General features: G+C 36.5%; 24 protein-coding genes. 8 read left to right on the top strand and 16 right to left on the bottom strand.

The genetic code is table 11. The features are described from left to right. Nucleotides 1–209 precede the first annotated feature (209 nt). The 7 genes from dltD to IGK21_RS03630 all read right to left on the bottom strand — a co-directional run bounded on the left by dltD (nucleotide 210) and on the right by IGK21_RS03630 (nucleotide 7776). Nucleotides 210–1481 (bottom strand): D-alanyl-lipoteichoic acid biosynthesis protein DltD, encoded by a 1272-nt coding sequence (gene dltD / locus IGK21_RS03660; RefSeq protein WP_053766126.1) that lies wholly within the window; start codon nucleotides 1479–1481, stop codon nucleotides 210–212. 2 nt (nucleotides 1482–1483) lie between these two features. Beyond that, nucleotides 1484–1717, bottom strand: a complete 234-nt coding sequence (gene dltC / locus IGK21_RS03655) for a D-alanine--poly(phosphoribitol) ligase subunit DltC (RefSeq protein ID WP_010719820.1) — start codon at nucleotides 1715–1717, stop codon at nucleotides 1484–1486. Between the two features lie 69 nt (nucleotides 1718–1786). Then, complete coding sequence (gene dltB, locus IGK21_RS03650; RefSeq protein ID WP_010719821.1) at nucleotides 1787–2992, bottom strand: D-alanyl-lipoteichoic acid biosynthesis protein DltB; 1206 nt, start codon at nucleotides 2990–2992, stop codon at nucleotides 1787–1789. After that, nucleotides 2989–4506 carry a D-alanine--poly(phosphoribitol) ligase subunit DltA gene (gene dltA, locus IGK21_RS03645; RefSeq protein WP_010719822.1) on the bottom strand — a complete coding sequence of 506 codons (1518 nt, stop codon included), beginning with the start codon at nucleotides 4504–4506 and terminating at the stop codon, nucleotides 2989–2991. The genes dltB and dltA overlap by 4 nt, the downstream gene beginning before the upstream one ends. A 10-nt stretch (nucleotides 4507–4516) precedes the next feature. Next, the gene (locus IGK21_RS03640) at nucleotides 4517–4666 is read right to left on the bottom strand and encodes a teichoic acid D-Ala incorporation-associated protein DltX (RefSeq protein ID WP_014834217.1); all 150 of its coding nucleotides are present in this window, start codon (nucleotides 4664–4666) and stop codon (nucleotides 4517–4519) included. A 289-nt stretch (nucleotides 4667–4955) separates the two neighbouring features. Beyond that, complete coding sequence (locus IGK21_RS03635; protein WP_181914852.1) at nucleotides 4956–7019, bottom strand: ABC transporter permease; 2064 nt, start codon at nucleotides 7017–7019, stop codon at nucleotides 4956–4958. Continuing rightward, nucleotides 7009–7776, bottom strand: a complete 768-nt coding sequence (locus tag IGK21_RS03630) for an ABC transporter ATP-binding protein (RefSeq protein WP_034698771.1) — start codon at nucleotides 7774–7776, stop codon at nucleotides 7009–7011. Before IGK21_RS03630 ends, IGK21_RS03635 begins: the two co-directional genes overlap by 11 nt. Nucleotides 7777–8147: 371 nt before the next feature. On the opposite strand from IGK21_RS03630, the gene nrdD reads away from it, so the two are divergent. Both nrdD and nrdG read left to right on the top strand, forming a co-directional pair. Further along, nucleotides 8148–10337 (top strand): anaerobic ribonucleoside-triphosphate reductase, encoded by a 2190-nt coding sequence (nrdD, locus tag IGK21_RS03625; protein WP_010719825.1) that lies wholly within the window; start codon nucleotides 8148–8150, stop codon nucleotides 10335–10337. 245 nt (nucleotides 10338–10582) lie between these two features. After that, nucleotides 10583–11185, top strand: a complete 603-nt coding sequence (nrdG, locus tag IGK21_RS03620; protein ID WP_010719826.1) for an anaerobic ribonucleoside-triphosphate reductase activating protein — start codon at nucleotides 10583–10585, stop codon at nucleotides 11183–11185. Nucleotides 11186–11258: 73 nt separating this feature from the next. Here the strand turns inward: nrdG and dinB are convergent, their stop codons facing one another. Together dinB and IGK21_RS03610 are read right to left on the bottom strand one after the other, a co-directional pair. After that, nucleotides 11259–12365, bottom strand: coding sequence for a DNA polymerase IV (dinB, locus tag IGK21_RS03615; protein WP_010719827.1), 1107 nt, complete (start codon nucleotides 12363–12365; stop codon nucleotides 11259–11261). A gap of 195 nt (nucleotides 12366–12560) precedes the next feature. Then, a complete protein-coding gene (locus IGK21_RS03610) occupies nucleotides 12561–13217 on the bottom strand; it encodes a redox-sensing transcriptional repressor Rex (protein ID WP_010719828.1) in 657 nt (218 codons plus the stop codon). Between the two features lie 222 nt (nucleotides 13218–13439). On the opposite strand from IGK21_RS03610, the gene IGK21_RS03605 reads away from it, so the two are divergent. Next, nucleotides 13440–15377 carry an ABC-F family ATP-binding cassette domain-containing protein gene (locus IGK21_RS03605; RefSeq protein ID WP_081127881.1) on the top strand — a complete coding sequence of 646 codons (1938 nt, stop codon included), beginning with the start codon at nucleotides 13440–13442 and terminating at the stop codon, nucleotides 15375–15377. A gap of 118 nt (nucleotides 15378–15495) precedes the next feature. Here IGK21_RS03605 and IGK21_RS03600 read toward each other — a convergent pair whose 3' ends face one another. The 3 genes from IGK21_RS03600 to IGK21_RS03590 form a co-directional block, all read right to left on the bottom strand. Beyond that, nucleotides 15496–16203: a hypothetical protein gene (locus tag IGK21_RS03600; RefSeq protein WP_096709315.1), complete on the bottom strand. Its 708-nt coding sequence runs from the start codon at nucleotides 16201–16203 to the stop codon at nucleotides 15496–15498. 189 nt (nucleotides 16204–16392) lie between these two features. Next, nucleotides 16393–17052, bottom strand: a complete 660-nt coding sequence (locus IGK21_RS03595; protein WP_010738281.1) for an ABC transporter ATP-binding protein — start codon at nucleotides 17050–17052, stop codon at nucleotides 16393–16395. An 18-nt stretch (nucleotides 17053–17070) separates the two neighbouring features. Further along, nucleotides 17071–18573 carry an ABC transporter permease gene (locus IGK21_RS03590; protein WP_010738282.1) on the bottom strand — a complete coding sequence of 501 codons (1503 nt, stop codon included), beginning with the start codon at nucleotides 18571–18573 and terminating at the stop codon, nucleotides 17071–17073. A gap of 141 nt (nucleotides 18574–18714) precedes the next feature. Between IGK21_RS03590 and IGK21_RS03585 the strand changes: the two genes are divergently transcribed. Both IGK21_RS03585 and IGK21_RS03580 read left to right on the top strand, forming a co-directional pair. After that, nucleotides 18715–19389, top strand: a complete 675-nt coding sequence (locus tag IGK21_RS03585) for a response regulator transcription factor (RefSeq protein WP_096709316.1) — start codon at nucleotides 18715–18717, stop codon at nucleotides 19387–19389. Between the two features lie 4 nt (nucleotides 19390–19393). Beyond that, complete coding sequence (locus IGK21_RS03580; RefSeq protein WP_096709317.1) at nucleotides 19394–20710, top strand: sensor histidine kinase; 1317 nt, start codon at nucleotides 19394–19396, stop codon at nucleotides 20708–20710. A gap of 375 nt (nucleotides 20711–21085) precedes the next feature. Here IGK21_RS03580 and IGK21_RS03575 read toward each other — a convergent pair whose 3' ends face one another. Continuing rightward, nucleotides 21086–22882 carry an ABC transporter ATP-binding protein gene (locus tag IGK21_RS03575; protein ID WP_181914850.1) on the bottom strand — a complete coding sequence of 599 codons (1797 nt, stop codon included), beginning with the start codon at nucleotides 22880–22882 and terminating at the stop codon, nucleotides 21086–21088. Continuing rightward, complete coding sequence (locus IGK21_RS03570) at nucleotides 22882–23514, bottom strand: MarR family winged helix-turn-helix transcriptional regulator (RefSeq protein ID WP_088745141.1); 633 nt, start codon at nucleotides 23512–23514, stop codon at nucleotides 22882–22884. Before IGK21_RS03570 ends, IGK21_RS03575 begins: the two co-directional genes overlap by 1 nt. A gap of 369 nt (nucleotides 23515–23883) precedes the next feature. Here IGK21_RS03570 and IGK21_RS03565 point away from each other — a divergent pair, with 369 nt between their 5' ends. The 3 genes from IGK21_RS03565 (at nucleotide 23884) to IGK21_RS03555 (ending at nucleotide 25100) form a co-directional block, all read left to right on the top strand. Beyond that, nucleotides 23884–23988 carry a putative holin-like toxin gene (locus IGK21_RS03565; protein WP_014834224.1) on the top strand — a complete coding sequence of 35 codons (105 nt, stop codon included), beginning with the start codon at nucleotides 23884–23886 and terminating at the stop codon, nucleotides 23986–23988. 306 nt (nucleotides 23989–24294) lie between these two features. Then, nucleotides 24295–24399, top strand: coding sequence for a putative holin-like toxin (locus IGK21_RS03560; protein ID WP_014834224.1), 105 nt, complete (start codon nucleotides 24295–24297; stop codon nucleotides 24397–24399). Between the two features lie 443 nt (nucleotides 24400–24842). Further along, nucleotides 24843–25100, top strand: coding sequence for a hypothetical protein (locus IGK21_RS03555; protein WP_010738287.1), 258 nt, complete (start codon nucleotides 24843–24845; stop codon nucleotides 25098–25100). A gap of 78 nt (nucleotides 25101–25178) precedes the next feature. Here the strand turns inward: IGK21_RS03555 and IGK21_RS03550 are convergent, their stop codons facing one another. Together IGK21_RS03550 and IGK21_RS03545 are read right to left on the bottom strand one after the other, a co-directional pair. Beyond that, complete coding sequence (locus tag IGK21_RS03550; protein ID WP_053766137.1) at nucleotides 25179–25454, bottom strand: hypothetical protein; 276 nt, start codon at nucleotides 25452–25454, stop codon at nucleotides 25179–25181. Continuing rightward, nucleotides 25451–25801: a type II toxin-antitoxin system RelE family toxin gene (locus IGK21_RS03545; RefSeq protein WP_010738289.1), complete on the bottom strand. Its 351-nt coding sequence runs from the start codon at nucleotides 25799–25801 to the stop codon at nucleotides 25451–25453. Before IGK21_RS03545 ends, IGK21_RS03550 begins: the two co-directional genes overlap by 4 nt. Nucleotides 25802–25868: the final 67 nt, after the last annotated feature.

The following is a 25868-nucleotide window of genomic DNA, read 5'->3' as shown; positions in this document are numbered from 1 at the left end:
CTAGATTATACCATTTATTAGGTGTGCTTTTCAGCAGAACGATTTTTTCAGTTAGAAAAAAGCCAGGATTCCTCGAAAGTTTACCGAATAACTTTCAATAATCCTGGCTTTTTTGCATAATGCATACGATAGCAATCGCTATTTTCTCTTAAATGGACTGACAGCAGTAAACGAGCGTTTCTTTTATGCACTTCGTGTTCGAAACTCCATTACTGTTGGTTTTCTTTTAAATCATTTGGTGAATGTTTTTGCCAGTCTTTACTATAAAATGATGGATCCAATTGATAGTGACTTGGTTGTTGTTGGTTTTCTAAAAACGGTCTAATCCGTTGATCTGCTGCTAGCCACCCTTTCCAACCTAAATGAATGGTGTCTTCCATAAAATAAGGTTGATCAGCCATTTTTGTAAAATCTGCGATCCGATCAAAGCCTTGACTCTGCAATTGAAATTTGATTTTCTTTGCAAATCCTTGAAGCATTTCTTGAGATAACCCAGTATAATCACTCCATTTTTGATTCACAGGTGGAATGATGAATAATGCTTCTGCCTGTTCCTGGGCTAATTGCTGTAGGACTAATTGAAAATCTGAAAATTCAGGTGAAAAACGATAATCCCAATTTTTTTGAGAATTTTTCAGCTCTTTTAAGTGGTGACGAATGCGCTCTTTATAAAAATCATTTTTTAACTCAAAAGAATTGTCGCTTGTACTTTTTCTCCCAATATTTTCCGCTAGGTTTGCCAGAACTTTTTCTTGATAATTAGCAGGCAACGGCTTCATTGCCTGATCAATTTTGTCTTGTTTACTTTTCAGACCAATATTGCTGAACATTTCATCTTCTCTTTTTAAAATATTCCAGTTCAAGCGCAATTGATTTCGTTTTTCAACAGAAGGAAGTTGACCTTTTTTGATCATTTGTAACATTTCCGTCAATTTTTCATCTTTTTTAACGATAGAAAAATGTAAAAGTCTTCTAGCTAAATAACGATCAGCAGGAGTGATTTTTTTCAATGAGAACAGCCAGTCAAGGGTTTGTAACTGTGAATAATACGTATCAAAATAATCTTTTTTTACGCCATCTTTGACAAACCATTGTGGAGAAATGATAAAAACGATTTTCTTATTTTTCAAATCATCTCCTGCAGAGCGCATCATCATATACTGACTTAATGATTGTGTCCCAGGTGCCCCTAATAAGAAGGGACGATAATCACGATGGTATTTCTCCGCCAAGACGGATGGGTGAAACGGACTGATCCGACTGAGTTCACTTGAACCAAAAAAAGGAACATATTTTTTTTCAGCTAAGGCTTCGTTTTTGATGATATCTCCTTTTAACACATTTTCGGACATGGATGTAGAAGCTTTTTTTATGACTGTTGGGTCGGTTAGATCCACACGATACGAAGAAGTGAAAAAAACTGCTATCAATCCAAAGGCTAAAAGGATTGGACCGAAAATAGCAAATAATTTCTTTTTCATTCTCATCCCTTCAATTCTTGTACTTGTGCAATGATTTTATTCGGTGTGCCCCACTGTTCACGATCAAATTCAGAAACAGGGACTTGAACATCTAATTGTCCATCTAATTCGACTAATAATTGAACAGAAGCAAGTGAATCTAGCAATCCTTCACCAAACAAATCAAGCTCTCGATTTTCTCTTATTTCATCTGTTCCTGTAATGTCTTCTAAAATAGTTAAAATTTGTTCTTCCATAATATAATCTCTCCTTAAATAATCATAATGTAAAATAAATCATTTTTAAGTCTTAGATAATCATCTGCTTTACTTAAACAAAAGTTGGTCTAAAAAGCCCGAAAATATCAATAAACTAAAACAAACTGCTTGGAAAGTCATAAAGACAGCAAAAGCGTGAGTAAACCAATTGGATGGTAGTTGTTTTTTATGTTTTTTCTTGAATCGTAGCCAAACGTCGGTTAAGCAAATCAAAGTAGCATGATACAACCCATACACGATGTAATACCAAGTTAGACCATGCCAGATTCCCATCAATAGGAATAATGCATAATAACCAATATTCGAGGTTACAATTTTACTTTTGAACCATTTTTTCTTCATCAAGAAAAACATCAAGCGCATATAAACATAATCTCGAAACCAAAATGATAACGTCATGTGCCAACGATTCCAAAATTCTTTGATATTCCAAGACAAGAATGGTTTGTTAAAGTTGATTGGTGTTTGGTACCCCATCAAGTAACTCGTTCCCACCGCAAACAAACTATAGCCTGCAAAGTCAAAAAACAGATATAAACTATACACATAGGTATATCCTACTAATGACCAAGAAAAACCACCATGTTGCAAGGCAGCTTTAGAAACGATTGGTAACAACACTTGACCCAAATAATAGCCAATAATAAATTTGTATAAAAAACCTAGAAAAATATTTTGGATACCTTTTTCTAATAATGTCAGATATTTCTCAGTTGCAGGCGGCTGACATTGATCCTTTTCAAATCTTCTATAGCGATCGATTGGTCCAGATGAAATCGTTGGAAAAAAGAGTAAAAATTGAATATAACGAAAAGGCTGATAGTTCTTGATCAATCCATCCCTAATTTCCATGATCATCTGAACAGATTTAAAGGTTAGATAGGAGATCCCTAGAAAAGCTAGAAAAGATTCTTTCCCATGGGCAAAAAACGGTGTGACTTTTGTTAAAAATAATGGGAAAATCGCTAGGATCACCGCTAAGTAAAACCAAATACCTTGATTTTTCTTTTGACGGTAAACGAAGTAAGCCCAAACTAATAATGTCTGCCAAACAACATATGCAATCAAGGCTACACCTTGTTGCCAATAGACACCACCAAAACTGATGAATAAGAAAAGCAAGGTGATGAGTGTTTGATAAATTGGCAATCTTTTCCCTCGAATCAACAATGATAGCACGATCGGTACTAAACCGATGATTAACAGCAGAAAATAATAAGGTTCTGCGTACGGGATCATATGTGGAAAGGTCATTGAGGATTCACCTCAGCTATTAATTTTTTCCGATCGATTTTCCCGTTCACCGTTTGTGGTAAAAGATCAATGTAATTGATTTTTTGAGGGACCATGTAATCCATGACCGAATGTGCCAATTTTTCCTTAATTGATTTAGAGAGTTTAAAACTTGGTTCTGGCGAATTTTCTTCTAATACAATAAAAGCAACTAGTTGTTGAACTTTAGTTCCTTGGTATTTTGGAACAACTATCGCTTGTTTAATCCGTTCATCTAACAAAAGCCCGTGTTCGATATCTCCTAATTCGATACGATACCCATGAAGTTTTATCTGTTGATCCATTCGTCCCTCATAGAACAAAAGACCTTCCTCATTAAGAAACCCAGCATCGCCAGTATGATAACTTTGTTGATCCTGTTTCTTGAAAAAAGCAGCTTTGGTTTTTTCTGGATTATTCAGATACCCCTTGGAGACACTAGGACCCAAGATAATAATTTCACCTGTTTGATTGACCGGTTGCACTTTTTGATCATTCACAATCTGAACCTCGGTATCTTCTTTGATATAACCAATCGGTAAACGTTCATAGCGATCTAAAATACCTTGAGTGATTTGGATACTTGAAATAGCAACCGTGGCTTCCGTTGGTCCATACGTATTATAAATACGGGCTTCAGGGAATCGTTTTAATAATTCTTGCGCTGTTTTTTTGGTTAATTCTTCCCCACAGAACAAGAAAGTGGCTAGATCTGGTACATGTTCCGCATCAAAAGTGGGTTCCATCAAACAGATATCGATAAATGAAGGAGTTGACACCCAGACATCTAATTTCAACTTTGCTAAAGTAGAAAATAATTGTCTAAAGTCTTGAATAACCGCTTTTTCTAAGGGTTTTAACATTCCTCCTGTCACAAGTGCTGGATAAATCGAAAAAACAGATAAGTCAAACGAAAATGGTGCTTGTGCTAAGAAACGTAGACCCTGTTCAAGATGAAATTCCTGGATCGTCCAACGAACAAAGCTCAATAAGTTATCATGACTGATTTGCACACCCTTGGGCTCACCTGTAGTACCAGAGGTAAAAATGATGTAATAATTTTCGTCACCTTTAACTGGATGTGTTGCTTCGTATTGACTCTCTTTTTTCGTGATCGTTGCTAATTCTTCCCGAGAAATCACTGGGATACCATCTGTTTCCATCTGCCAGTCACCGACACTAATGATCAAAGCTGGTTTTGCTACTCGAAGAATTGATTCAATTCGCTCATTCGGCGTATGTTCTTCAATCGGAAGATAGGCATGGCCAGCTTTGGTGACACCAAGAAAAGAAACGATCATTTCAAACTCTAGATTTCCAAAAACCACGATTGGTCCCTGTTTCTGTAGATTTCTGTCTAAATAAGCTGCTAAAGCATCGGACTTTCTTTTTAGCTCACCATAGGTATGCTCTGTGATTTCTGTCTGATAAACGACCCGATCTGGTTCCGTTTGACCAAAAAAATCAATTGATTCAACGATTGTTTGAATATCCATCGTCTTCCTCCTAAAATTCATTATAGATAAAAGATCCGCCTTGGACATTTTTATAATGGTACAAATAAATCAACATAAAAATAATTGCACTATACAATAATGTTCGTACCACAAACGTGCCCCAGTACCTAAATTGAGGATTATTCCACCAATTTTTCAATTTATATTTCCCTCCTAATCGAATCTCAAAACAATTTTACCCATTCTTTTTAAAAAACAACATTTGTTTTCCTAACAGTAATCGCTTTTCTGCTAACAATTTTGTCACAATTTAGATTAACTACAAAAAGACGGTTATTATAATATAAGCATCACCTCAAATAAATAAAGATTTTTTTTAAAAAGCTAAAAAGACTTAAACGATCTATGTAACCAATCGTTTAAGTCTTTCTTCATTCAAATAAAAAAAACAGAGTACTAACCTTTTGCTCATTTAAATATAGCTTGATTTACTCCTCAATAATCCTGCAATATAAGACACTTGTGATGTAATAAAACAAGATATAGATCAAGACAAGTGAGCCACAAATCAGATATGCTAACCCATAATTTGCTGTATCGACATATTGAGTAAATACTTCAATGGCAAAAAAGGTATGCATACTCCCCAAAATAATTGGTGGGAAAAACATGATCGCATTTTGCCCAAAGATGACTCGCTTCACTTTTTTTCGAGAAATCCCTAATTTCGTTAATAATTGATAATTCTCTCGTTCTTCTTCTGCTTCTGCTAATTGACGAACCATCAGCATGCTTCCAGTCGTGACAATAACAATTATTCCAATAAAGATCGAAACATACGACATTAAACCAATTCCTTGTTCAACTGTCCGTTTAAATGGGAAACGTGCAGAAAAGTTAAGACGTGAATCTTCATTATTGTATTCATCAGAAGATTGATCTGAAGCTGCTTTTTCTTGGTGCGATTCATTTTTATGAATCGTTCCAGTTATAGACTCTCCTTTGATCTCATAATCATAATAAATGATGTTCTCATAACTTGTAGGAATCTCTTTGGAAATACGTTCAATGATTTTTTCCTGATCTCCCCCTTGCACATTCCAATTGACCACTTGATAGTTTAGTCCAGATGCTTTAGCAAAATAATCATCACTGACAACGAGTGTCGGACCGAAATACCTCAACGAACCATCTCCTAAAAAATTAGGTAAGGTTGCTTGAATATCTAAAGTTTGATCGGGCAAGTAGAATGTTGAATCATACATTGAAAAATTTCTAAAGATATTTTTCATACTATCTAATACCACAGTGCTGTTATCCGATGTTAAATCAATTTTAGGCATTTTAGGATTGAATTGTCGAAAGGCATGATATTCTTTTTCTGGAATCAAATTTACCAATTGAAATACTTTTTCCTCAGAAATCCCGTCTAACTTATCATTATAGTAACTTCCAATTACTTTGTAATTGATCGTCATTTCTTTTGTGATCGTTTGCCCTTCACTTGCAAGAAGCGGTCGCAGCTTGTCGGCTGTTGCCTTATCCATTTGATAAGATACCGGTGAGACCATCTCCACATTTCGAGACATGATGACAGTCGCACTCATCATTGCGCCAATCATCGTTAAAGCTAGAGCCATGATCAGTGTGATCAACGAATTGATCCGCCAGCTTTTCAGCAGATGGATCTGCGTATTGCCGATCAGCAAGAAGTTGATCCCTCGATACTTAATTCGAGAACGACTCACCAAATCGATTAACACACGTAGGGAAAAACAAAAGAACAGATATGTCCCGATCACACAAAACAGCAGGATCAGAACAAATAATAAGAAAGGAAAGCGAAGATCTTGCGTAAAAATAAAAAGTTTAGCAGCAAATTCCCGATAGTGGACCGCAAAGAAATAACCACTAGAGATCAGCAATAAACCCAATGTTCCTAAAAAACGATGGCGTGTCCGAACTCTTAACTTGCTACTTTCCAAATGATCGTATTCGCCAAAATTTCGAATCGTCGGATAGCGCCAGATTTTCCATAATGAATACAAAGAAACAACAGATAAAATCAAAAAAAACAACAGAAATGTTTCAAAAATCGATGGCACGGAAATGAAGAAAAGACTCGTGATTTGCAAGTTCATCATGCGAATCAAGATCATAGAAAATAATTTTGAGAAAATGATTCCTAAAATAATCCCTGCTGTACAGGCGAATAATCCAATAGCCATTGTTTCCAATACATAGATCAGTGAGATTTGGGTTTTTTTCACACCAAACAACTGATAGATCCCAATCTCTCTTTGTCTGCGGTTAAAGAAAAAACGATTTGCACTAATAACAAAAAAAAGTAATACGATTAAGATAATCCAACTACCCATACCAAAAAAAACATTGAATAAAGAATCTTGCTGTGTCCTTCGGTTCAATAATTGATCATAAGAAATCGTACTAAAAGAATAGTAGATCATCGTTGATAACGTTAGACTAAAAAAGTAAACGAGATACCCTCTTGACTGTCGCAGAAAACTTTTCGCAGCCAACTTATAAAGCATTGAGTTTTCCACCTCCCCCAATGGTCGCCTGCATATCAATCACCCGTTCAAAAAATTCGTTTCTTGAACCTCTGCGAACTACTTCAGAGAAAATCACCCCATCTTTGATAAATAAAATCCGATCACAATAACTGGCTGTATACGGATCATGTGTTACTAATAAGATAGTTGATTTTTCTACTCGGTTCATCGTTGTTAAATAATTTAGTAACTCGGTGGCTGATTTCGAGTCCAGAGACCCGGTTGGCTCATCAGCAAAAATGACTTGTGGTTGAATAACTAATGCTCTAGCAGCCGCAATCCGTTGTCTCTGACCAACTGATAATTCATCTGGATAACGTTTTAAGATTTCTTCGATCCCTAATAATTGAGCAACATGCAACACACTTTTTTCCATCTCTTCTTTCGAGATTCGTTCCACCGCTAATGGTAGTAAGATATTGTCCTTCGCATTCAATGTATCGATCAAATTAAATTCTTGAAAAATAAATCCTAATTTTTTGCGACGGAAGTCACTCAATTCATTATTTTTCATTTTAGTGATCTCATTTCCTTGGATCAACACACTTCCCATCGTTGGTAGATTGATCGTCGAAAGAATATTCATCAAAGTCGTCTTTCCAGCACCACTCGGACCCATGATGCCAACAAATTCTCCTTTTTCTACTGTAAAAGAGATATTATCAAGTACTTTTACCGGCGAAAGCTTATTTCCATAGCTTTTACTTACATGTTTTACCTCGATCATTTTATCCATGGCTTTCCTCCTTGGGTTTTGCTTACTCGCCACACTGACACACTTACCAGCATATTAGCATATTCTTTGGTTTTTTTCTCTTATCTTTACAGCATTTGAGCATTTCTTTTTAGATTTTTATCATTTCACAGACATAACCTTTTTTTAAAAAAATTTTTATTCATCTATTTTATTCACGAAAGCGATATATTCAAAATAAAAATCCTATAAACTTACGTTTTCACTTTTTTTCACAAAGAAATATATACAACATATAGTATAGTTGTTCGTTTATACACCTGTTTGCATACTATATATAGCTAGTATTTAGTTGCTCCTTCGTGGATTTTGTTTTATGATAGACAAGAAGAATTTAGCAGGAGTTGAATAAAATGAGTGTACAAATTGAAGAAAAAGTAACAGATCCCCTTCATTCAGAAGTATCAAACATAACAATCATTAAACGAGATGGTCGACGTGTCGAATTTGATGAAACAAAAATCAATGAGGCTTTAGTCAAAGCTGAAAAGAAAATTCATGGCTCATTGTCTCCACTTACTTATGAAAAAATTCAAACGATCGTGGATTTAGTCGTTCAAGAAATCAAACGACGCTTTACCGACAACGTTAAAATATATGAGATCCAAAATATCGTTGAACACATTCTTTTAGAAAAAAACGAATATGAATTAGCAGAAGAATATATCAATTACCGCACAAAACGTGATTTTGCCAGAAGCAAAGCGACAGATATCAATTTTTCGATCAAAAAATTGATCAATAAAGACCAAACAGTTGTCAATGAGAATGCAAATAAAGATAGTAATGTCTTCAATACTCAAAGAGATTTAACCGCTGGTATCGTTGGAAAATCCATCGGTTTGAAAATGTTGCCCCCACATATCGCAAATGCGCATCAAAAAGGCGACATCCATTACCATGATTTAGATTATCATCCATACACACCAATGACAAACTGTTGTTTGATCGATTTCAAAGGAATGTTGAACAACGGATTCAAAATTGGAAATGCTGAAGTGGAATCACCAAAATCAATTCAAACTGCTACTGCTCAAATTTCACAGATTATTGCAAATGTAGCTTCCAGTCAATATGGTGGTTGTTCTGCTGACCGAACAGATGAATTACTTGCTCCTTTCGCTGAACTGAATTATCAAAAACATTTAGCGGATGCAGAAGAATGGATCGAAACACCTGAACGTCGAGTAGAGTATGCGAAATCAAAAACCAAAAAAGATATTTTTGATGCGATGCAAAGTCTAGAATATGAAATCAATACTCTTTTTACTTCAAATGGTCAAACACCATTTACTTCTCTTGGCTTTGGTTTAGGAAAAAACTGGTTTGAGCGAGAAATTCAAAAAGCAATCTTACAAAATCGGATCAATGGCTTAGGTAGCGAAAAGCGGACAGCTATCTTCCCTAAATTGATTTTCACATTAAAAGATGGCATAAACTTGAACCCAACTGATCCTAATTATGACATTAAACAATTAGCTTTGGAATGTGCAACTAAGCGGATGTATCCTGATATTTTAAACTACGACAAAATCGTTGAATTAACCGGTAGTTTCAAAGTACCTATGGGTTGTCGTTCATTTTTACAAGGTTGGAAAGATGAAAATGGCCAAGAAGTGAACGTTGGTCGAATGAATCTTGGTGTGGTCACACTAAACTTACCTCGTATTGCCATCGAAGCGAAAGGCGATCAGGAAAAATTCTGGCAAATCCTCTCTGAGCGCTTAGCCATCATGAAAGATGCTTTAGTTTATCGTGTCGATCGTTGTAAAGAAGCGATCCCTGCTAACGCACCAATCTTATATATGTATGGTGCATTCGGTAAACGTCTCTCAAAAACAGATGCTGTCGATGAATTATTCAAAAATCGTCGTGCAACGGTTTCTTTAGGTTATATCGGTCTTTACGAAGTGGCTTCTGCTTTTTATGGTGGGGAATGGGAAAACAATCCCGAAGCAAAAGATTTTACCCTTGATATCGTGAAAGAATTAAAAGCCAAAGCAGATGCTTGGGGTGACGAATATGGATATCATTTCAGCGTTTACTCTACACCTAGTGAGAGCTTAACTGATCGTTTCTGCCGTTTAGATACAGAAAAATTTGGCGAAGTCGAAAACATCACTGATAAAGAATATTACACGAATAGTTTCCATTATGACGTTCGTAAAAACCCAACTCCGTTTGAAAAACTAGATTTTGAAAAAGATTATCCGAAGTATTGTTCTGGTGGTTTTATCCATTACTGTGAGTACCCAATGCTTCAACAAAACCCGAAAGCATTAGAAGCCGTTTGGGATTATGCTTACGATAAAGTTGGCTATTTAGGAACGAATACACCAATTGATCATTGCTACAAATGTGGCTTTGAAGGTGACTTCAAACCAACCGAACGTGGCTTTGAATGTCCCGAATGCGGCAATCATGATCCAAAAACTTGTGACGTCGTTAAAAGAACCTGTGGCTATTTAGGTAACCCACAAGCACGTCCAATGGTTCACGGTCGTCACAAGGAGATCTCTTCACGTGTCAAACATATGAAGTAATCTTTCTCTACTATTTCGTTCTAATTCACTCTAAAAAAAAGATAGAGCGATCAGTTATTCCTTAGAAAACAATCCCCTTTCACAGCGTGACTACGATAAATCGAACGGTGTGTGAACCGTGACCGTTCGATTTATTCGCATTTTTTTGAGGCTAGTCCATTATCTTTTCTGAGACTGCTTGCTGTGAAACTGGTTTGAGTTTTAAGTAAATTTTTCATACTTTGATGTTAGAAAGAAGTTTTTTTATGCGAAATCCTAAACCTAAAGAATGGCTGGCACAAGATTACAGCCAAAATTACATTGCTGATTACAAACCATTTAACTTTGTGGATGGCGAAGGTGTAAGAAATAGTCTTTATGTGAGTGGCTGCTTATTTGCTTGTGAAGGATGTTTCAATAAAGCAGCGCAAAACTTCCGCTATGGTAAACCTTTCACACCAGAGCTGGAAGAACAAATCATTACCGATCTCCGCCATGATTACGTTCAAGGACTGACCCTTTTAGGCGGTGAACCTTTTCTAAACACGGACGTCTGTCTCCAAGTCGTTGAGCGTATCCGACAAGAATTTGGACAGACAAAAGATATCTGGTCGTGGACCGGTTATACTTTTGACGAACTACTTCAAGACTCCGAAGACAAGTTAGCTCTTTTAGCAAAAATCGATATCTTAGTTGATGGACGTTTTGAACTAAGTAAAAAGGATTTAAAACTACAGTTTCGCGGTAGTAGTAATCAACGCATCATCGATGTCAAAAAATCGCTAGCCGAAAATAGAGTAGTGATTTGGGAAAAATGCAGCGATGCTACAGAATCGTATGAACAAATCAAAAAACAGGAGTTCATTTAGGTCCTCCCACTCCTTATTGAATAAAAAACAGTAGAAACATATGTTGATTTCCAACACGTTTTCTACTGTTTTTTCATTCCCACAAAGGTAACACAATATTCTCATAAGTCATGGGATCTAAATTCGTTAACGTGATCCCCAAGAGACGTATGCCTTGTTCAATCCCTAAAATTTCTTCCCAAATCAAACTTGCTTGATAAAAGAGCGCTTCTTTCTTATAGATATACTCAGGTAAAGTGACTCTTTTCGTGACTGTCGTATAATCCGTATATCTCACTTTTAACACTACGGTTTTTCCATGTTTTTGGACTCTTTTCAACGACTCTTCGACTTTCTCAGCTAATTGTCGTAATTGTGCTAATACCGCTTCTTCCGTTTGTAGTGGCTGACCATAAGTATGCTCTTTTCCTACAGATTTTCTTTCTCTTGTCACATTGACTGGTGCATCATGGACACCTCTTACTTTTCGATAAAGCGAATAGCCCATCTTTCCAAATTGTTGGATCAACATCATCTCTGTACAATTATAAAGATCTTCTCCAGTGAAAATACCAAGTTCATGCATCTTAGGGACGGTTTTTTTTCCTACCCCATGAAATTTATCAATAGGTAGTGCCTTTAGGAACGTCAATGCGTCTTGAGGTGCAACGATAGTAATGCCTTTAGGTTTTTGAAAATCTGAGGCTAATTTCGCTAAAAACTTATTATAGCTCACACCTGCCGAGCAGGTCAGTTTTACCTCTTCCCAAATGTCTCTTTGGATCAAACGAGCAATTTTGATTGCTGATTTACAATTGCGTTTATTGTTCGTCACATCAAGATAGGCTTCATCAATACTGACAGGCTCAACGATATCCGTATATCGGTAAAAAATCTCACGAACAATTTGTGAGATCTCACTATATTTTTGATGATCGCCTGGTTTAAAAATGGCTTGCGGACATAATTCATATGCTTTTTGCGCACTCATCGCTGAATGGATGCCATACTTTCTTGCTTCATAATTCGCTGTAGTAACCACTCCTCGACCACCAGTATCACTAGGATGTCTGGCAATAACTAAGGGTTTCCCTCTAAATTCTGGATGATCCCGTTCTTCGACAGAGGCAAAAAAAGCATCCATATCGATATGAATGATTTTTCTAGATGTATCATTATGTAAAGGAAACTGTAATTCCATCTCACTCACCCCTATCATGATTATATAGGAACTTTTGTTCGGTGACAAGAAGATGGTTACCCACCGAACGGACCACAAAAAAGAGCCGAAATTTCACAAAAACTGAGACATCAATTTCGGAAATCACGACTTCTAAAATGATCATTCATCACTTGAGACTGTTTAGTAAACCAACCAGGTCATCTGAATCATTCGTTACTCAGTTTCTTCAGTCGCTTGCAAGGATGCATCAGAATGAAGAAAATAAATCAACGTTTGTAATTCATTCGTTAAGTCAACATTTTGAATCAACACGTCTGCTGGCGCATTTAATCGAGCAGAGGTAAAATTCAAGATACCTTTAATGCCCGCTTCAGTCAACCGATTAACTACTTCTTGTGCTCGCTCAGCTGGTATCGTCAATATTGCTACTTCGATTTGTTGGATCTTGATTTGTTCAAACATATCTTCCATAGGGTAAACGGGAATCCCATCCACGATCCGTCCAACGATTGCTTCGTTGACATCAAATGCACAACTTACACGGATACTGTTACTTTGATGGAATTTATATTTTAAAAGGGCACTTCCCAAATTACCGACACCGATCAACGCCACATTAGTCAATTGATCATCATTCAATGTTTTTGCGAAAAAATGCATGAGGTCTTCAACATCGTAGCCATAGCCTCGTTTTCCTAATTCTCCAAAATATGAAAAATCACGGCGAATCGTTGCACTGTCAACTTGAACAGCCTCACTTAATTCAGTTGATGATACTTTTTTCTTACCAGCATTATTTAAGATTCGTAAATAACGGTAATACAAAGGTAGCCGTTTGGCTGTTGCCTTTGGAATAACATGATCTTTCACTTAATTACCTCCACTTTTACTTTAAGTTTACTTTGATTTATCCATCATATCAGTATATATAGGAAAAAATCAATTTGATTGCTTGGATATTGTGAAATTTTATTCTTTATTCATTTTTTTATCATTTCTTTGAACCTCGCAGTATCAAGGAATTTATGGTAGACTACTAGTTGAAAAAGAGATTTATTCTTAGAGAATTCACAAAGTAGAAAAGAGGATTCCATGATATTATTACAAGCCAATCAAATTGCTCGTCACTTCGGTGCAGAGATCTTATTTGAGAATATCCATTTAGAAATCAGCACAGGGGCTCGGATCGCATTAGTCGGCCGTAACGGAGCAGGAAAATCAACACTTTTGAAGATCCTTGCTGGAATTGAACGCCCCGATGAAGGAACAATTGCTAAAAATAAAGCTGCTACTTTAGGCTATCTGGCACAAGATACTGGGTTAGATTCAGCAGAAACAGTCTGGAATGAAATGCTTAAATCATTCGAAACAATCCGTCAAATGGAAAATCGAATGCGCGAACTTGAAATCTTGATTAGTGAAGGAACACCTGATACACCTTCCTATGAGTCACTTTTGAAAGAATACGATAAATTACAACACGATTTTTCAGATAGAAACGGTTATGGCTACGAAAATGAAATACGCTCTGTTTTGCATGGCTTTAAATTTGATCCGTCTTTTTATGATCAAAAAATCAATGAATTGTCTGGCGGACAACGCACTCGCTTAGCGTTAGCAAGAATGTTGCTCCAACATCCAGATATACTGATTTTAGACGAACCAACCAACCATTTAGATATTGAGACTCTCTCTTGGTTAGAAGGCTACCTGCAAAGTTATACTGGTGCCTTACTGATCGTCTCCCATGACCGATATTTCTTAGATAAAGTCGCAACAGAAGTTTACGAATTAAGTCGAAAAAAAATGCGCCACTATAAAGGGAATTATTCGAAGTATCTTGATATGAAAGCTGAACAATTAGCAACTGAATGGAAAGCTTATGAAAAACAACAAACTGAGATCCATAAATTGGAAGATTTTGTCGCACGCAACTTGGTACGCGCTTCTACGACGAAAAGAGCCCAAAGTCGCAGAAAAGTCCTTGAGAAAATGGATCGGATTGACCGTCCTCAAGGAGACGAAAAACAAGCTCACTTTCTTTTCAATGTAGCAAAGCCATCAGGAAATGTCGTATTACAAATCGAAGATGCTGCGATTGGTTATCATAATGAAGTTTTGTCTGAACCGATCAATCTTGATATTCGGCGTCAAGAAGCCATTGCACTGGTCGGTCCCAATGGTATTGGTAAATCCACCCTTTTAAAATCGATCATCCATCAGTTGCCTTTTATCCGTGGAAAAGAACATTTAGGAACCAATGTGACGATCGGCTATTACGATCAAGGTCAAGCGGACTTACACACCAACAAAACTATTTTAGCTGAATTATGGGATGAACATCCAACGACTCCCGAAAAAGAAATTCGTAGCGTTTTGGGTGCCTTTCTATTTTCTGGTGAAGATGTAGAAAAGACCATCCCCTTGCTAAGCGGTGGTGAAAAAGCCCGAGTCGCCCTTGCAAAACTCGCAATGAATCAAGAAAACTTTTTGATTTTAGACGAACCAACCAACCACCTGGACATTGATAATAAAGAAGTATTAGAAAATGCCTTGATTGATTATGATGGTACTTTGTTGTTTGTCTCTCATGACCGTTATTTCATCAATCGGATTGCCACAAAAGTCATCGAATTATCGGAAAACGGTAGTAAAGTTTATTTAGGTGACTATGATTATTATTTAGAAAAGAAACAAGAAGAAGCGGAGATAGCAGAGCTGTTAGCTGAAAAAACACCAGAAGAAGAGCATATTTCTACGAACAAGAAAACCTATTTCCAAAGTAAAGAGCAACAAAAGCTGATACGTAGTTTACAACGTAAAATCACTCAAATTGAAGAAGAATTAGCTATTTTAGATGAACAGATCGAGGCACTAGAACAACAAATGGTGTCCCCAGAGAATTTGGATGACCATCTCAAATTAAATGAATTGAATCAAACACTCGAAGCAACTCGCCAATCTCAAGAAACGAAACTTTCTGAATGGGAAGATTTGAGTATTGAGCTTGAAGAATATGAAAATGAATAAAAACAGATAAATGAATATTCATTTCTGCACTAGAAACGCTCTCAAAACAGTACCCGCTGTTCCGAGGGCGTTTCACTTATCACAACGCACACTATCAAAGCAATCTCAAAGTGCTTGTTTATTCTCTACCTAAATTTTCTTGAACTTTTGTCTCACTAGATTGTGCCTTTGTTTCGATTAAACTGGGTTCCTTTATTTTATCAGTTATACTTTCCATCGTTTGGCATCCATTCGTTTGAGTTTTTTGGTTTGTCTGACTCTCCATCTGATCCCTCCCCTTATTCAATGAGAAATCAGTGATCTTCTTTGTTACTTGAAAATCAATTACCACTTTGTTTCTTTGACAGCCTTTAGGATTTATTCGCCCGAACATTTCTTGATAAGCTTGTTGATTTAGCCGATAATTAGTAATTTCCCCTCCCAAACACCGCGATAAAATTTCACTTTTTATCTTTATATCCTTCGCTAGTTCTTCTTTGATTTCCTTTAAATTTCCTTTCTCGAACATTGTATCCAACTTATATTCCTGTAATTTTGCTTCATTTATTTGTAGCCAGATATTTAAATAATCTGTTAGATAAATCTTTTCTTGACTATGGACTTGTATTTCTTTATGAAAGGCTTCAGTATGAGATTCATAACTGGTTTCACCTTTATTTATTTCTTTTGCATTTTTTTCTCGGTCATACAAGCGGATTAATGCTGTAGTCGCCGGACAAAAGTCTTTCGGTTCATGAATTTTTTTATTTAGCTTAAGTAGCATTTCATTGACTTCTTTATCTTGATTATTTGAAAAATTTTTTCTAAGCCATTGAAACAATCCCATTCTAAACACTCCTATCTATCGCTCTTTTACAAGAATTATATCTGTTATTCTTTTTATTAATAGGTCACTTTATTCCTTTCAACCTAAAAAAAACGACTATTACTAAAAGAGAGACTGAGTAAAAATTTCCTCAGTCTCCTCTATTCATTTCCTACTCATTCATACTAGCTGAACCGAAATTCTGTTTGTTTAAGATACTTGATTGAATTCTTGATTTTTCAGTTCATACACCACATCGCAGCCTTTAGCGACATCCTGTTCGTGGGTGACTAAAATAATACATTTCTTTTGCTCATGTGCAATCTCTTGGAAAAGTTTAACGATCTCGCTGGAAGTTGCTTCATCCAAGTTTCCAGTCGGTTCATCCGCAACGATTAGATCGTGTTCACAGCATAGGGCTCTAGTGATTGCTACTCGTTGCTGCTGACCACCAGATAGCATCGTAACTTTTTTATCTGCTAAATCCTTAGTGATTCCGACTTTTTCCAAGTTCGCTAAGGCGTAGGCTTTTTTATCTGTCTGTTGGCTTTGAGCAATCTCCATCGCTGTTACCACATTGTCTACTGCCGATAAATACGGCAGTAGATTATAGGCTTGGAACACAATTGATACATCTTTACGACGATATTCCCGCAATCCAATTTTTTTCAACGATTTGTCGTCATAGAGAATTTCTCCGCTTTTTGGTGTATCTAATCCTGCGATCAGGGATAAAAAAGTCGTTTTCCCTGAACCGCTCGTACCTAAAATTGCATACATTTTGCCTTTTTCAAAAGTTAAATTAACATTTTCGAATAATCGTCGGTTGTCTTCATACCAGTAACCTAAATCTTTTGTTGATAGTGTCATTAAAAATTCCTCCTTTAATTAGGAAATCAATATTTTCTTCGGATTCAGTCGTAGAATTCCTGCTGATGAAAGGACAATTGAGAATAAACTAATCCCCAGCCCAATTCCTGCAAGACTTAAAATCTCGGTTGGCTGCATTGAAATATTTAGTTCTTGAATTTCTTTTGATTGTGTAAATGGATTGCTTCCCATTTGACCACCACTAGGACCACCGTTTCCGCCACCAGGTGCTTGTCCTTGGTTACCTTGATTTGGACCGCCGTTTCCTGCCGTATTCGCTTCTTGTCCATCTGCATTTTGCGAAGTTGTTTGCTGACTTAACAACTGATTGCCGACTGCATTGCCAACAACATTTCCGCTAGCTGCAGCGATCCCTAAAGCGAAGATCATGCAGACAAAAATCTCAACGAAAAATTGTGAAATAACTTTGACCCGTGATTCACCTAATGAAAGTAATACACCGATCTCATATTTACGTTCACGAATCGACAGCATAATAATCAATGTCAAAATAATGACTCCGGCTACTGCTACTAAAATCACGATATTCTTCGCAAAGCTTGATACATTATTCAATGGTTGAAGCATTTGCTGATACATTTGATCATTGGTTTCTAAGCTGAATGTATCCGTATCGATCAATTTATTCGCTGCTTCTACAAAGCTGTCCATGTCTTTGGGATCATCTAAGTTATAAACTGCCGAATCGATCGTTTTTCCTTCCGATCCAGTTAAGGTGTTAACCAGTGTATAAGAAGAAAAAATCGTGTTCGCTGGATTCATAAAGTTGAAGCGAGCACTCATACTGTTGCCAGAATCACTTGTTTTGTAAATACCTTTAATAGTAACTTCAACATCTTTATCATCGGTATCTTTAATCTTAAATTTGTCCCCGACACTTAGATCGTTTGCTTCCGCTAAACTTTGCTCGATCAGTACATTATTCGTCCCTTCATCATCCGAAGTGATTGCCTTGCCTTCAACTAGGCTAGCTGTTCCTGATGAAAAATCACTGTAAGAATTACTTTCGGAAACACCTTTAATTTGGAAATCCCCTTGACTCATCCCACCAGGTGCTTTCTGTCCACCAAATCCAACAGCTTGTTCATCCGAAGATTCCTCTTCACTGTCACTATCACTCGAGATCGGTGTAATCCCTGTGCCTTTATCCGCTGAAGTACTTGCTTCAAATGAATACGATTTAACATTCGCTAATTCTGCGATTTTTTTTGCATCACTCAAGTTGACGGGTGTCTGTTCAAAGCTACCTGGATCTGGACGACTGCTTTCATCATCTGAATCTGAATTTGATTGCTGTTTGAACATTGCCTCTCGGTTCGTTGATAAGGTGACGGTTGCCCCGACACTTTTTTTCGCATTCGTGGTCGCCAGTTCAGCGCCGCTGCGGATCGTTAACCCCGCTAATACAAAAATTAATATGGCAGAAAAGACGGTGATCATAATGATGCTGCGTCCTTTTTTGGCCCAAAGGCTTTGAATCGCCCGTTTGATATAATTCATTTTGGTTCCTCCTTCATTTGTCTGTTTATAGAATAGGCAAATTGGCTTAACCGAAGCTTAAACGAGATAAAAAAGTTTTTAAGGTTGTTTTAGGAAAGCGTGGTAAACTGAGTAAGTAATAGATGAAAAAGGAGAAAATCAATGATAAACCTTTTAATAGTAGAAGATGAAGCGACACTTTCAGATAATATAAAAGAAATCTTGTCGGATTTAGGTGAGATCACACAGATCTATGATGGGGAAGAAGGCTTATTTGAAGCAGAAACTGGTGTTTATGATCTAATATTGCTGGACCTGATGCTGCCAGGGAAAAACGGCTACGAAATCTTAGCAGAATTACGAAAAAAAAATATCCAAACCCCTGTGCTGATTCTAACTGCCAAAGATGGCCTAGAAGACAAAATCAATGGATTTCAAAAAGGTGCAGACGATTATTTGACGAAACCTTTTTATCGCGAAGAACTGATTATGCGGGTCAAAGCGTTATTGAAGCGTTCGTTAGGATTGTTTTCTGAGAATCAAATCGTCTATAAAAATATTACCTGCAACCTTGCGACGAAAGAAGTAACCATCGACGATGAGATCCTATCAATTCAAGGAAAAGAATTTGATCTCTTGGTTTATTTCATCCAAAATAAGGGCGTGATTTTAACAAAGGAGCAAATCTTCGATCGGATTTGGGGATTTGATTCCGATACGACCATTACAGTTGTAGAAGTATATATGAGTCACTTAAGAAAACATTTGAAGCCGTCAGGTGCAGATCAGCTCTTTAAAACACTGAGAAATGTCGGCTACATCTTACAAAAGGATTAATGCTATGAATACCGAAATATCAAGAAAACAACGATTAAAATTTTTCTTCTTAAATGTAGCCGCTTTTGCAAGTATCTTCCTATTATTAGGATTTATAACTCTACAACTGCTGCAAAGCTCGGCCTACCGCCAAACAGACCTGTCACTAACTCAAATGGCGGAAAATGAACATCTTATTCAGATGGAAATCAACCGGTACCAACAAAGCAATCCCTTTCTGGCACAAATGCCGGGCGAGCAGCTGAGAGAGAATAGACCAGAAGGCAATAATCAGTTCAATACTCAGATCATTTTATGGTCAAAAGAAGGAACGATTCTCAACAAAGACACGATTGGTGGACGGTTCACTGAACTGGAAAATTTAACCTTAGATAAGAAAAATCTCGATTCTGTTCAAGCATTAAGTTTAAAAAATGCAGGCTATTCTAGCCAAAAACTTTCCTTTCATTCGTATACAATCAAAGCAGATAAAGGAGGAGACATCGCCTATATTCAATTTTTAGCCAATACCAATCAAATCGCAGACTCCATGAAAACCTTCAAGACAACACTAATTATCTGTATGGTCGTTTTTTGGCTGATTTCGATTGGAATAAGCTTTTACATTTCAAAAATGAATATGCAACCCATCATGCTCTCATGGCGCAAACAACAGGAATTTGTTGAAAATGCCTCTCACGAATTACGCACGCCACTAGCAATCATTCAAAACAGCCTGCAGCAATTGTTCACCCGACCCAATCACACCATCTTGGAAGAGTCTGAACCAATTGCCCAAGCCCTGAATGAAACACGGCGAATGAAAAGCCTGACTGAAGACCTGCTAACCTTGGCACGCAGTGATTCCAATCAGTTGCTTCTGCAGAAAGAATCAGTTAATCCCAAAGAATTTATTCGTCAATTAGCCCAGCCCTTCCAGGAAATCGCAGAAATAAACGATCAATATTTTGTCTTGGAAAACTTTGCCGATCAACCAGTGATAGTCGACGAAAAACGTATCCACCAAGTTCTAGTTATTCTGCTGGACAATGCGCTAAAATACACAGAAGCTAAAGAAAAAATCGTCCTGCAATCTGAAATCTCCAACGATAATTGGCTGATTGAAGTCAAAAACAACGGGCCATCTATTAGCGATGAAGACAAAAGACGAATTTTTGAACGCTTCTACCGCGAAGACCGCTCTCGTTCTAAAGAAACTGGTGGCTATGGTCTTGGTCTCGCAATTGCCAAACAAATCATCACTCAGCATAAAGGCAAACTGTCCGTAAGAGACTGGGAACCTAGAGGAGTCGTTTTTCAAATACAATTGCCAATGAAATAGATGACAAAATGACTAAAATTGCGATCAGATGACAGAGTTTTTATACCTGTATATAATTCCTTCTCTTTTGTTTCTATACTTTGTGTGACTGAGCCAAAACTTGTCTCAGTCTCTTCTAGTATCTCTAAAAACGAATAAACGCTGAAAAAAAGACACCTTGAATTCCTTTATAATTAGTTTAACGAACCAATTCATAGGAGGATTCAAGATGTCTGATACTCAGCTTATCAAACATATCCTAAATATTCTAAACCTGATTATCGATTTCGCGGAAAATTGTTTAACCAAATAAAAAGAACAGAAAAAAGTATTTCTTCTTTCTCTTAGATTCTTCGCATTCTTTCAGTAAGATAAAAGGATTCAGCTTTTTAACACTTAGGCAATTTGCAATGTATCAACTTTAAATTGTTCGTCTACGTATTTGGCATAGGTTTTGTGTTTTTGAACAAGCTCAGCGTGTTTTCCTGAACCGGTTACTTTTCCTTTTTCGATAAAGTAGATTTTATCAGCATCCACGATCGTTGATAGACGATGTGCGATCACTAATGTTGTCCGACCTTTCATCAGATTTGTCAAGGCTTGTTGGACTTTTGCTTCTGATTCAGAATCAAGACTTGCTGTTGCTTCATCCAACATCAAGACCTTTGGATCTCTTAAGAACGCTCGAGCGATTGCCAGTCGTTGCCGTTGGCCTCCAGAAATTTTCGTACCACGTTCGCCCACTTCTGTATCTAAACCATTGGGCATCTCTTCCACAAATTGACGTGCATAGGCTAATTCTAACACTTCCCAAAGCTGCTCATCTGTGTAAGTATCCGCTAATCCATAAGTTAAATTATAACGGATCGTTCCTGCCATAATAGCAGAATCTTGGGAAACATAGCCAATTTGACTACGATAATTGGACAACTTGATCTTTTGGATCTCCGTTGTGCCAAATTTGATCGTACCTGCTGTTGGCTCATAAAAACGTTCTAATAAACTGAATGTAGTCGATTTCCCTCCACCAGAAGGACCCGCAAAAGCAATGATCTCGTTAGGTTTAGCTTCAAAAGACACATTCGTTAAAATCGGTTCCTCAGGTGCATCACTATAAGCAAAGTCCACGTTAGAAACACACAATGTTTTGTTCGATAAATCCACTTCTTCACCAGATTCAAAGTCTTCAGGTACTTCATTCAATAATTCTTGTACACGGCGTGTCGAACCAGCAGCTTTTGCCATTTCAGAAAACAATGTGGCAATCGTTGGCATCGCGCCGATCAGATTGAAGAGATACATGAGAAAACTCATCAATACCCCGATCGTCATCGCTCCAATCGCAATACGATGCATTCCATAAGCTAACAAACCAAAGACCATGCTCATAAAAACCATCATCATGATCGGTTGCATTGCAGCATCAAAGACTGCTTCTTTTTTACCAACGCGAAACAAACGATCGACTTCATTTGCTGCCCGCTCTTGTGCTTGTTGTTCGGCATTCGACGTTTTTACTAAACGAATTTCTGACAACGTTTCTGTTGCGATTCCATTGAAATGACTCATAGCATCTTGACGGATATGACTGATCTTTGAACCAAAGGTCATCACAGGAATCATCAATAAGATAACGACGGGAACAGCAATAACCATGGCTAGCGACATATGCCAATCCATTCTGATCATCATATAAACCGTTCCGATCACGGTAATGATGCTCGCAATCGTTTGTGGAAATGTCACAGCCAACAGCTGTTTTACCTGGGACGTATCATTCGTTACTCGGCTGGACATCTCACCCGCCTTCACCGAATCAAAATAGGTGACTTTCAGTATCGTTAATTTATTCCATAAACGTTTTCGCATATTTTGAATGACGTTTTCGCCAAAAATTCCTAAAATCGTCCCACCAATCGCTGAAATTACAGCTGAAAAAACGAACATCCCCACGACTCTTCCTAATAAAGCATAATCGATCCCCTCTTGAAAATGATTAACTAAATTAGCAGCCAATTTAGGAACATAAACTTGCACAGCTGATGAACCTGCTAATAAGATCATCCCAATCGCCAGTAAGGGATAGCGCGGTTTTGTTTGTTTGATTAAACTAAGAAATTCTTTCAAAGAAAATCTTGTATTCGTTTGTTTCATCGAGATACTAACGGGTCTTCCGCCTCCACCTTGTGCCATTATTTTCTACGCCCTTTCTTCCATCCTTCAAAGCCACCGTAATGTCTATCAAATCGTCCATCGAAGGCATCTCGATCAAAGCCACCTCGACCAAAACCACCGAACCCACTGCGATCCATCATCTGTTCACGTGCTCTGCCAAAATGCGCACTCATCTTATTGAAACGTTCCCAGCGTTGATCATCGCCGAAAACTTCAGCTAATTTTTCTTGAAATTCAGGACGATTGATATTTTCATTCATTCGTTCAAGATAGGTATTCAATTGTGCTAACTCTTCTTCTGCAAAACCTTTAAATAAGACATCTTTTAACGTTGTACTGATTGAACCACGCTCTTGCAGACTTTCTCGACCTTTATCAGTAATCTTGACCAAAGTCACTCGGGAATCCGTTGCTGATTTTTCCCGCATGACCGCCCCAGCCTCTTCTAATTTTTTGATGATTTGTGTCACACTAGACGGTTTAATATCTAGCACTTCAGCTAACCGTCCTGCCGTCACATCGTCCTCAGCCACTAAAATTTTTAATGTTTCAAAAGCATTGTCTGTCTTTTCTTCCACTTGATAAGCAAAAATCAAAAACGGTTGATGCGCAATCTCTAACAGATTTTCTAAAATTTCATGATTATTCATAAGATGACCTCCAAAATATTTACTTAGTTTATATCGATATCAACAAAATAAATGATAAACTATTTATTTTGTTTGTCAACAGCTAAACTAATTAAATAGTTAAAAAAATAGTTAGCCAAAAAAATCTAAAATTGACTAACACTTGATAAGTGAGTTGGTTTGTTTTTTTCAATACGCATTATCCCTTCTATTTTTTTATTTTCAAACAAAAAAATAGACTCAGTTCTTTTTGGATTTTCAAGAAAATAACTAAGTCTATATGCTATAATCATTTGTGACAGTAAAGTTTAATGACGGTGGCTTTCCATTCTGAAAGCGAGGTGGTGCTTATGCACATAATCTCACACTTTAGAGAAAGGAGATGCCTTTTTGTCCGCATACGAGACAATTCAAACCATTCTTGGGTTTGGTATGTTTACCATTTCTTTGATTGGCTTGGTTGTATCTATGCTTAAACATGACAAAAAGAAATAGCCGTCACTTTAGCGAGACGACTGGCTATTTCTTTTTGAAATATTTAGTTTAATTGCCACCGTCTTTAGCGGTGCTGTCAAAAGGGAACTGTTGACGCAGTTCCTTTTTTCGTATTTATTATAGCATACCTCTATTCTTCTATTCAATAAAAAACAAAAGAACGGTTATTTTTTAAAGCAATGATCCCTAAGTCTATATGCTATAATCCTTTATGACAGTAAAGTTTAATGACGGTGGCTTTCCATTCTGAAAGCGAGGTGGTGCTTATGCACATAATCTCACACTTTAGAGAAAGGAGATGCCTTTTTGTCCGCATATGAGACAATTCAAACCATTCTTGGGTTTGGTATGTTTACAATTTCTTTGATTGGCTTGGTTGTATCTATGCTTAAACATGACAAAAAGAAATAGCCGTCACTTTAGCGAGCAGACTGGCTATTTCTTTTTGAAATACTATTAAATTCGCCACCGTCTTTAGCGGTGCTGTCAAAAGGGAACTGTTGACGCAGTTCCTTTTTGCACGATTATTATAGCATGACTCTATTCTTCTGTTCAATGTTAATTTCTAGCATCTTGATGAAAGATTAAAATTGACTTCTATCAATTCATATAAACACCAAAAATTCTGATATCAAGGCATTTTTGAGTAAATAGCTTACTAGCAAACCCTAACTGATCACAGTAGTACGATAGTCAAAGAGGATATTTTTAACTAAATTGATTTATCGTATAGTGTGATAGAGGGAACTAGTTCTATTTACTTATGCAATAAAACATATCTAAAGAGTTTTATTTGAAAAAAATATATTGACATTTTATACTTGAATTATCAAATAAAAAGGACGTGAAGATAAATGTCAAATTTAGAACATAAAGAAGAAAAAACTTTAGACAAAATTATTGCTACGGTTAATAAACTGGATAAAGAATTAGACGAACTTGATACGTTATCTGAAAATCCAGAAAAAAAACATAACCTAAAAAAATGGTTAGTTGAACGAAAAGCGATTCATGAAATTAAAAAAATCCTTCATGAAGCTGGTAAATATGAGAAATATGATGAAAAAGAACTTGATAAAGAATTTAAAGAAATTAATGATTTATTACAATAATTGATTTATACGACTCATTTTGAGTCGTTTTTTATTTATAATAAAGCATTCCTTTCAAGAAGATAAAACAAATGAGAGTCATTGTTTAAGTTTAGTTTGTATATAAAGTCTATAGCTATTTTTAAATTCAATATCTGCTATTTTCATTACTTTTTTCATTGCTTCATCTGAAGAGCCAAAATGGTACCTGTTCTTTTCGAATCCATCTTCAACTATCGTGTATCGTTCTTGGTCATAACAAATAAATACATAGCGATCTTTTTTGAATGTAAGAATTTTTAAAGCGAAACAGTTCTTTGACTTAAATGTTTTTTTCAAATATTGTTTTAATTGCTTTTTATAAATCATGTTCATTTTACGGCACTTCTACTTTCTTCATCGACTAGCCATTGATTTTTGTTGAATCGATTAACCAACTTATTTACTTCCTTATCAAATAAAAATTTTTTCAACGTTCGACTAATATAAAAAACTTGCACCTTTTTGCCATCTATTCTAAAAGCAATTCGAAAATCTTCCTTTCCTAAATGGATTTTCATTTCATAAATAGAGTATTTTGCAGATGAATGGACAGGTTTGATGCGATAAAAATTATGTGTCAAATACTCATTCACTTTATATACGATTATTTCTTGGTATTTTTTTGATTGATTCTCAGAAAATACATCGGAAAATTCCTTGCTGAACTCTACAGAGTACATAACTATACCTTCTTTGTTAGATGATTTATGTAAAGGATAGGATAGAATACAAATACAATAGAATGTC

Source organism: Enterococcus sp. DIV1421a, assembly GCF_051711025.1.
GTDB lineage: Bacteria > Bacillota > Bacilli > Lactobacillales > Enterococcaceae > Enterococcus_B > Enterococcus_B hirae.
This window is presented reverse-complemented; position numbering and strand designations above follow the sequence as displayed.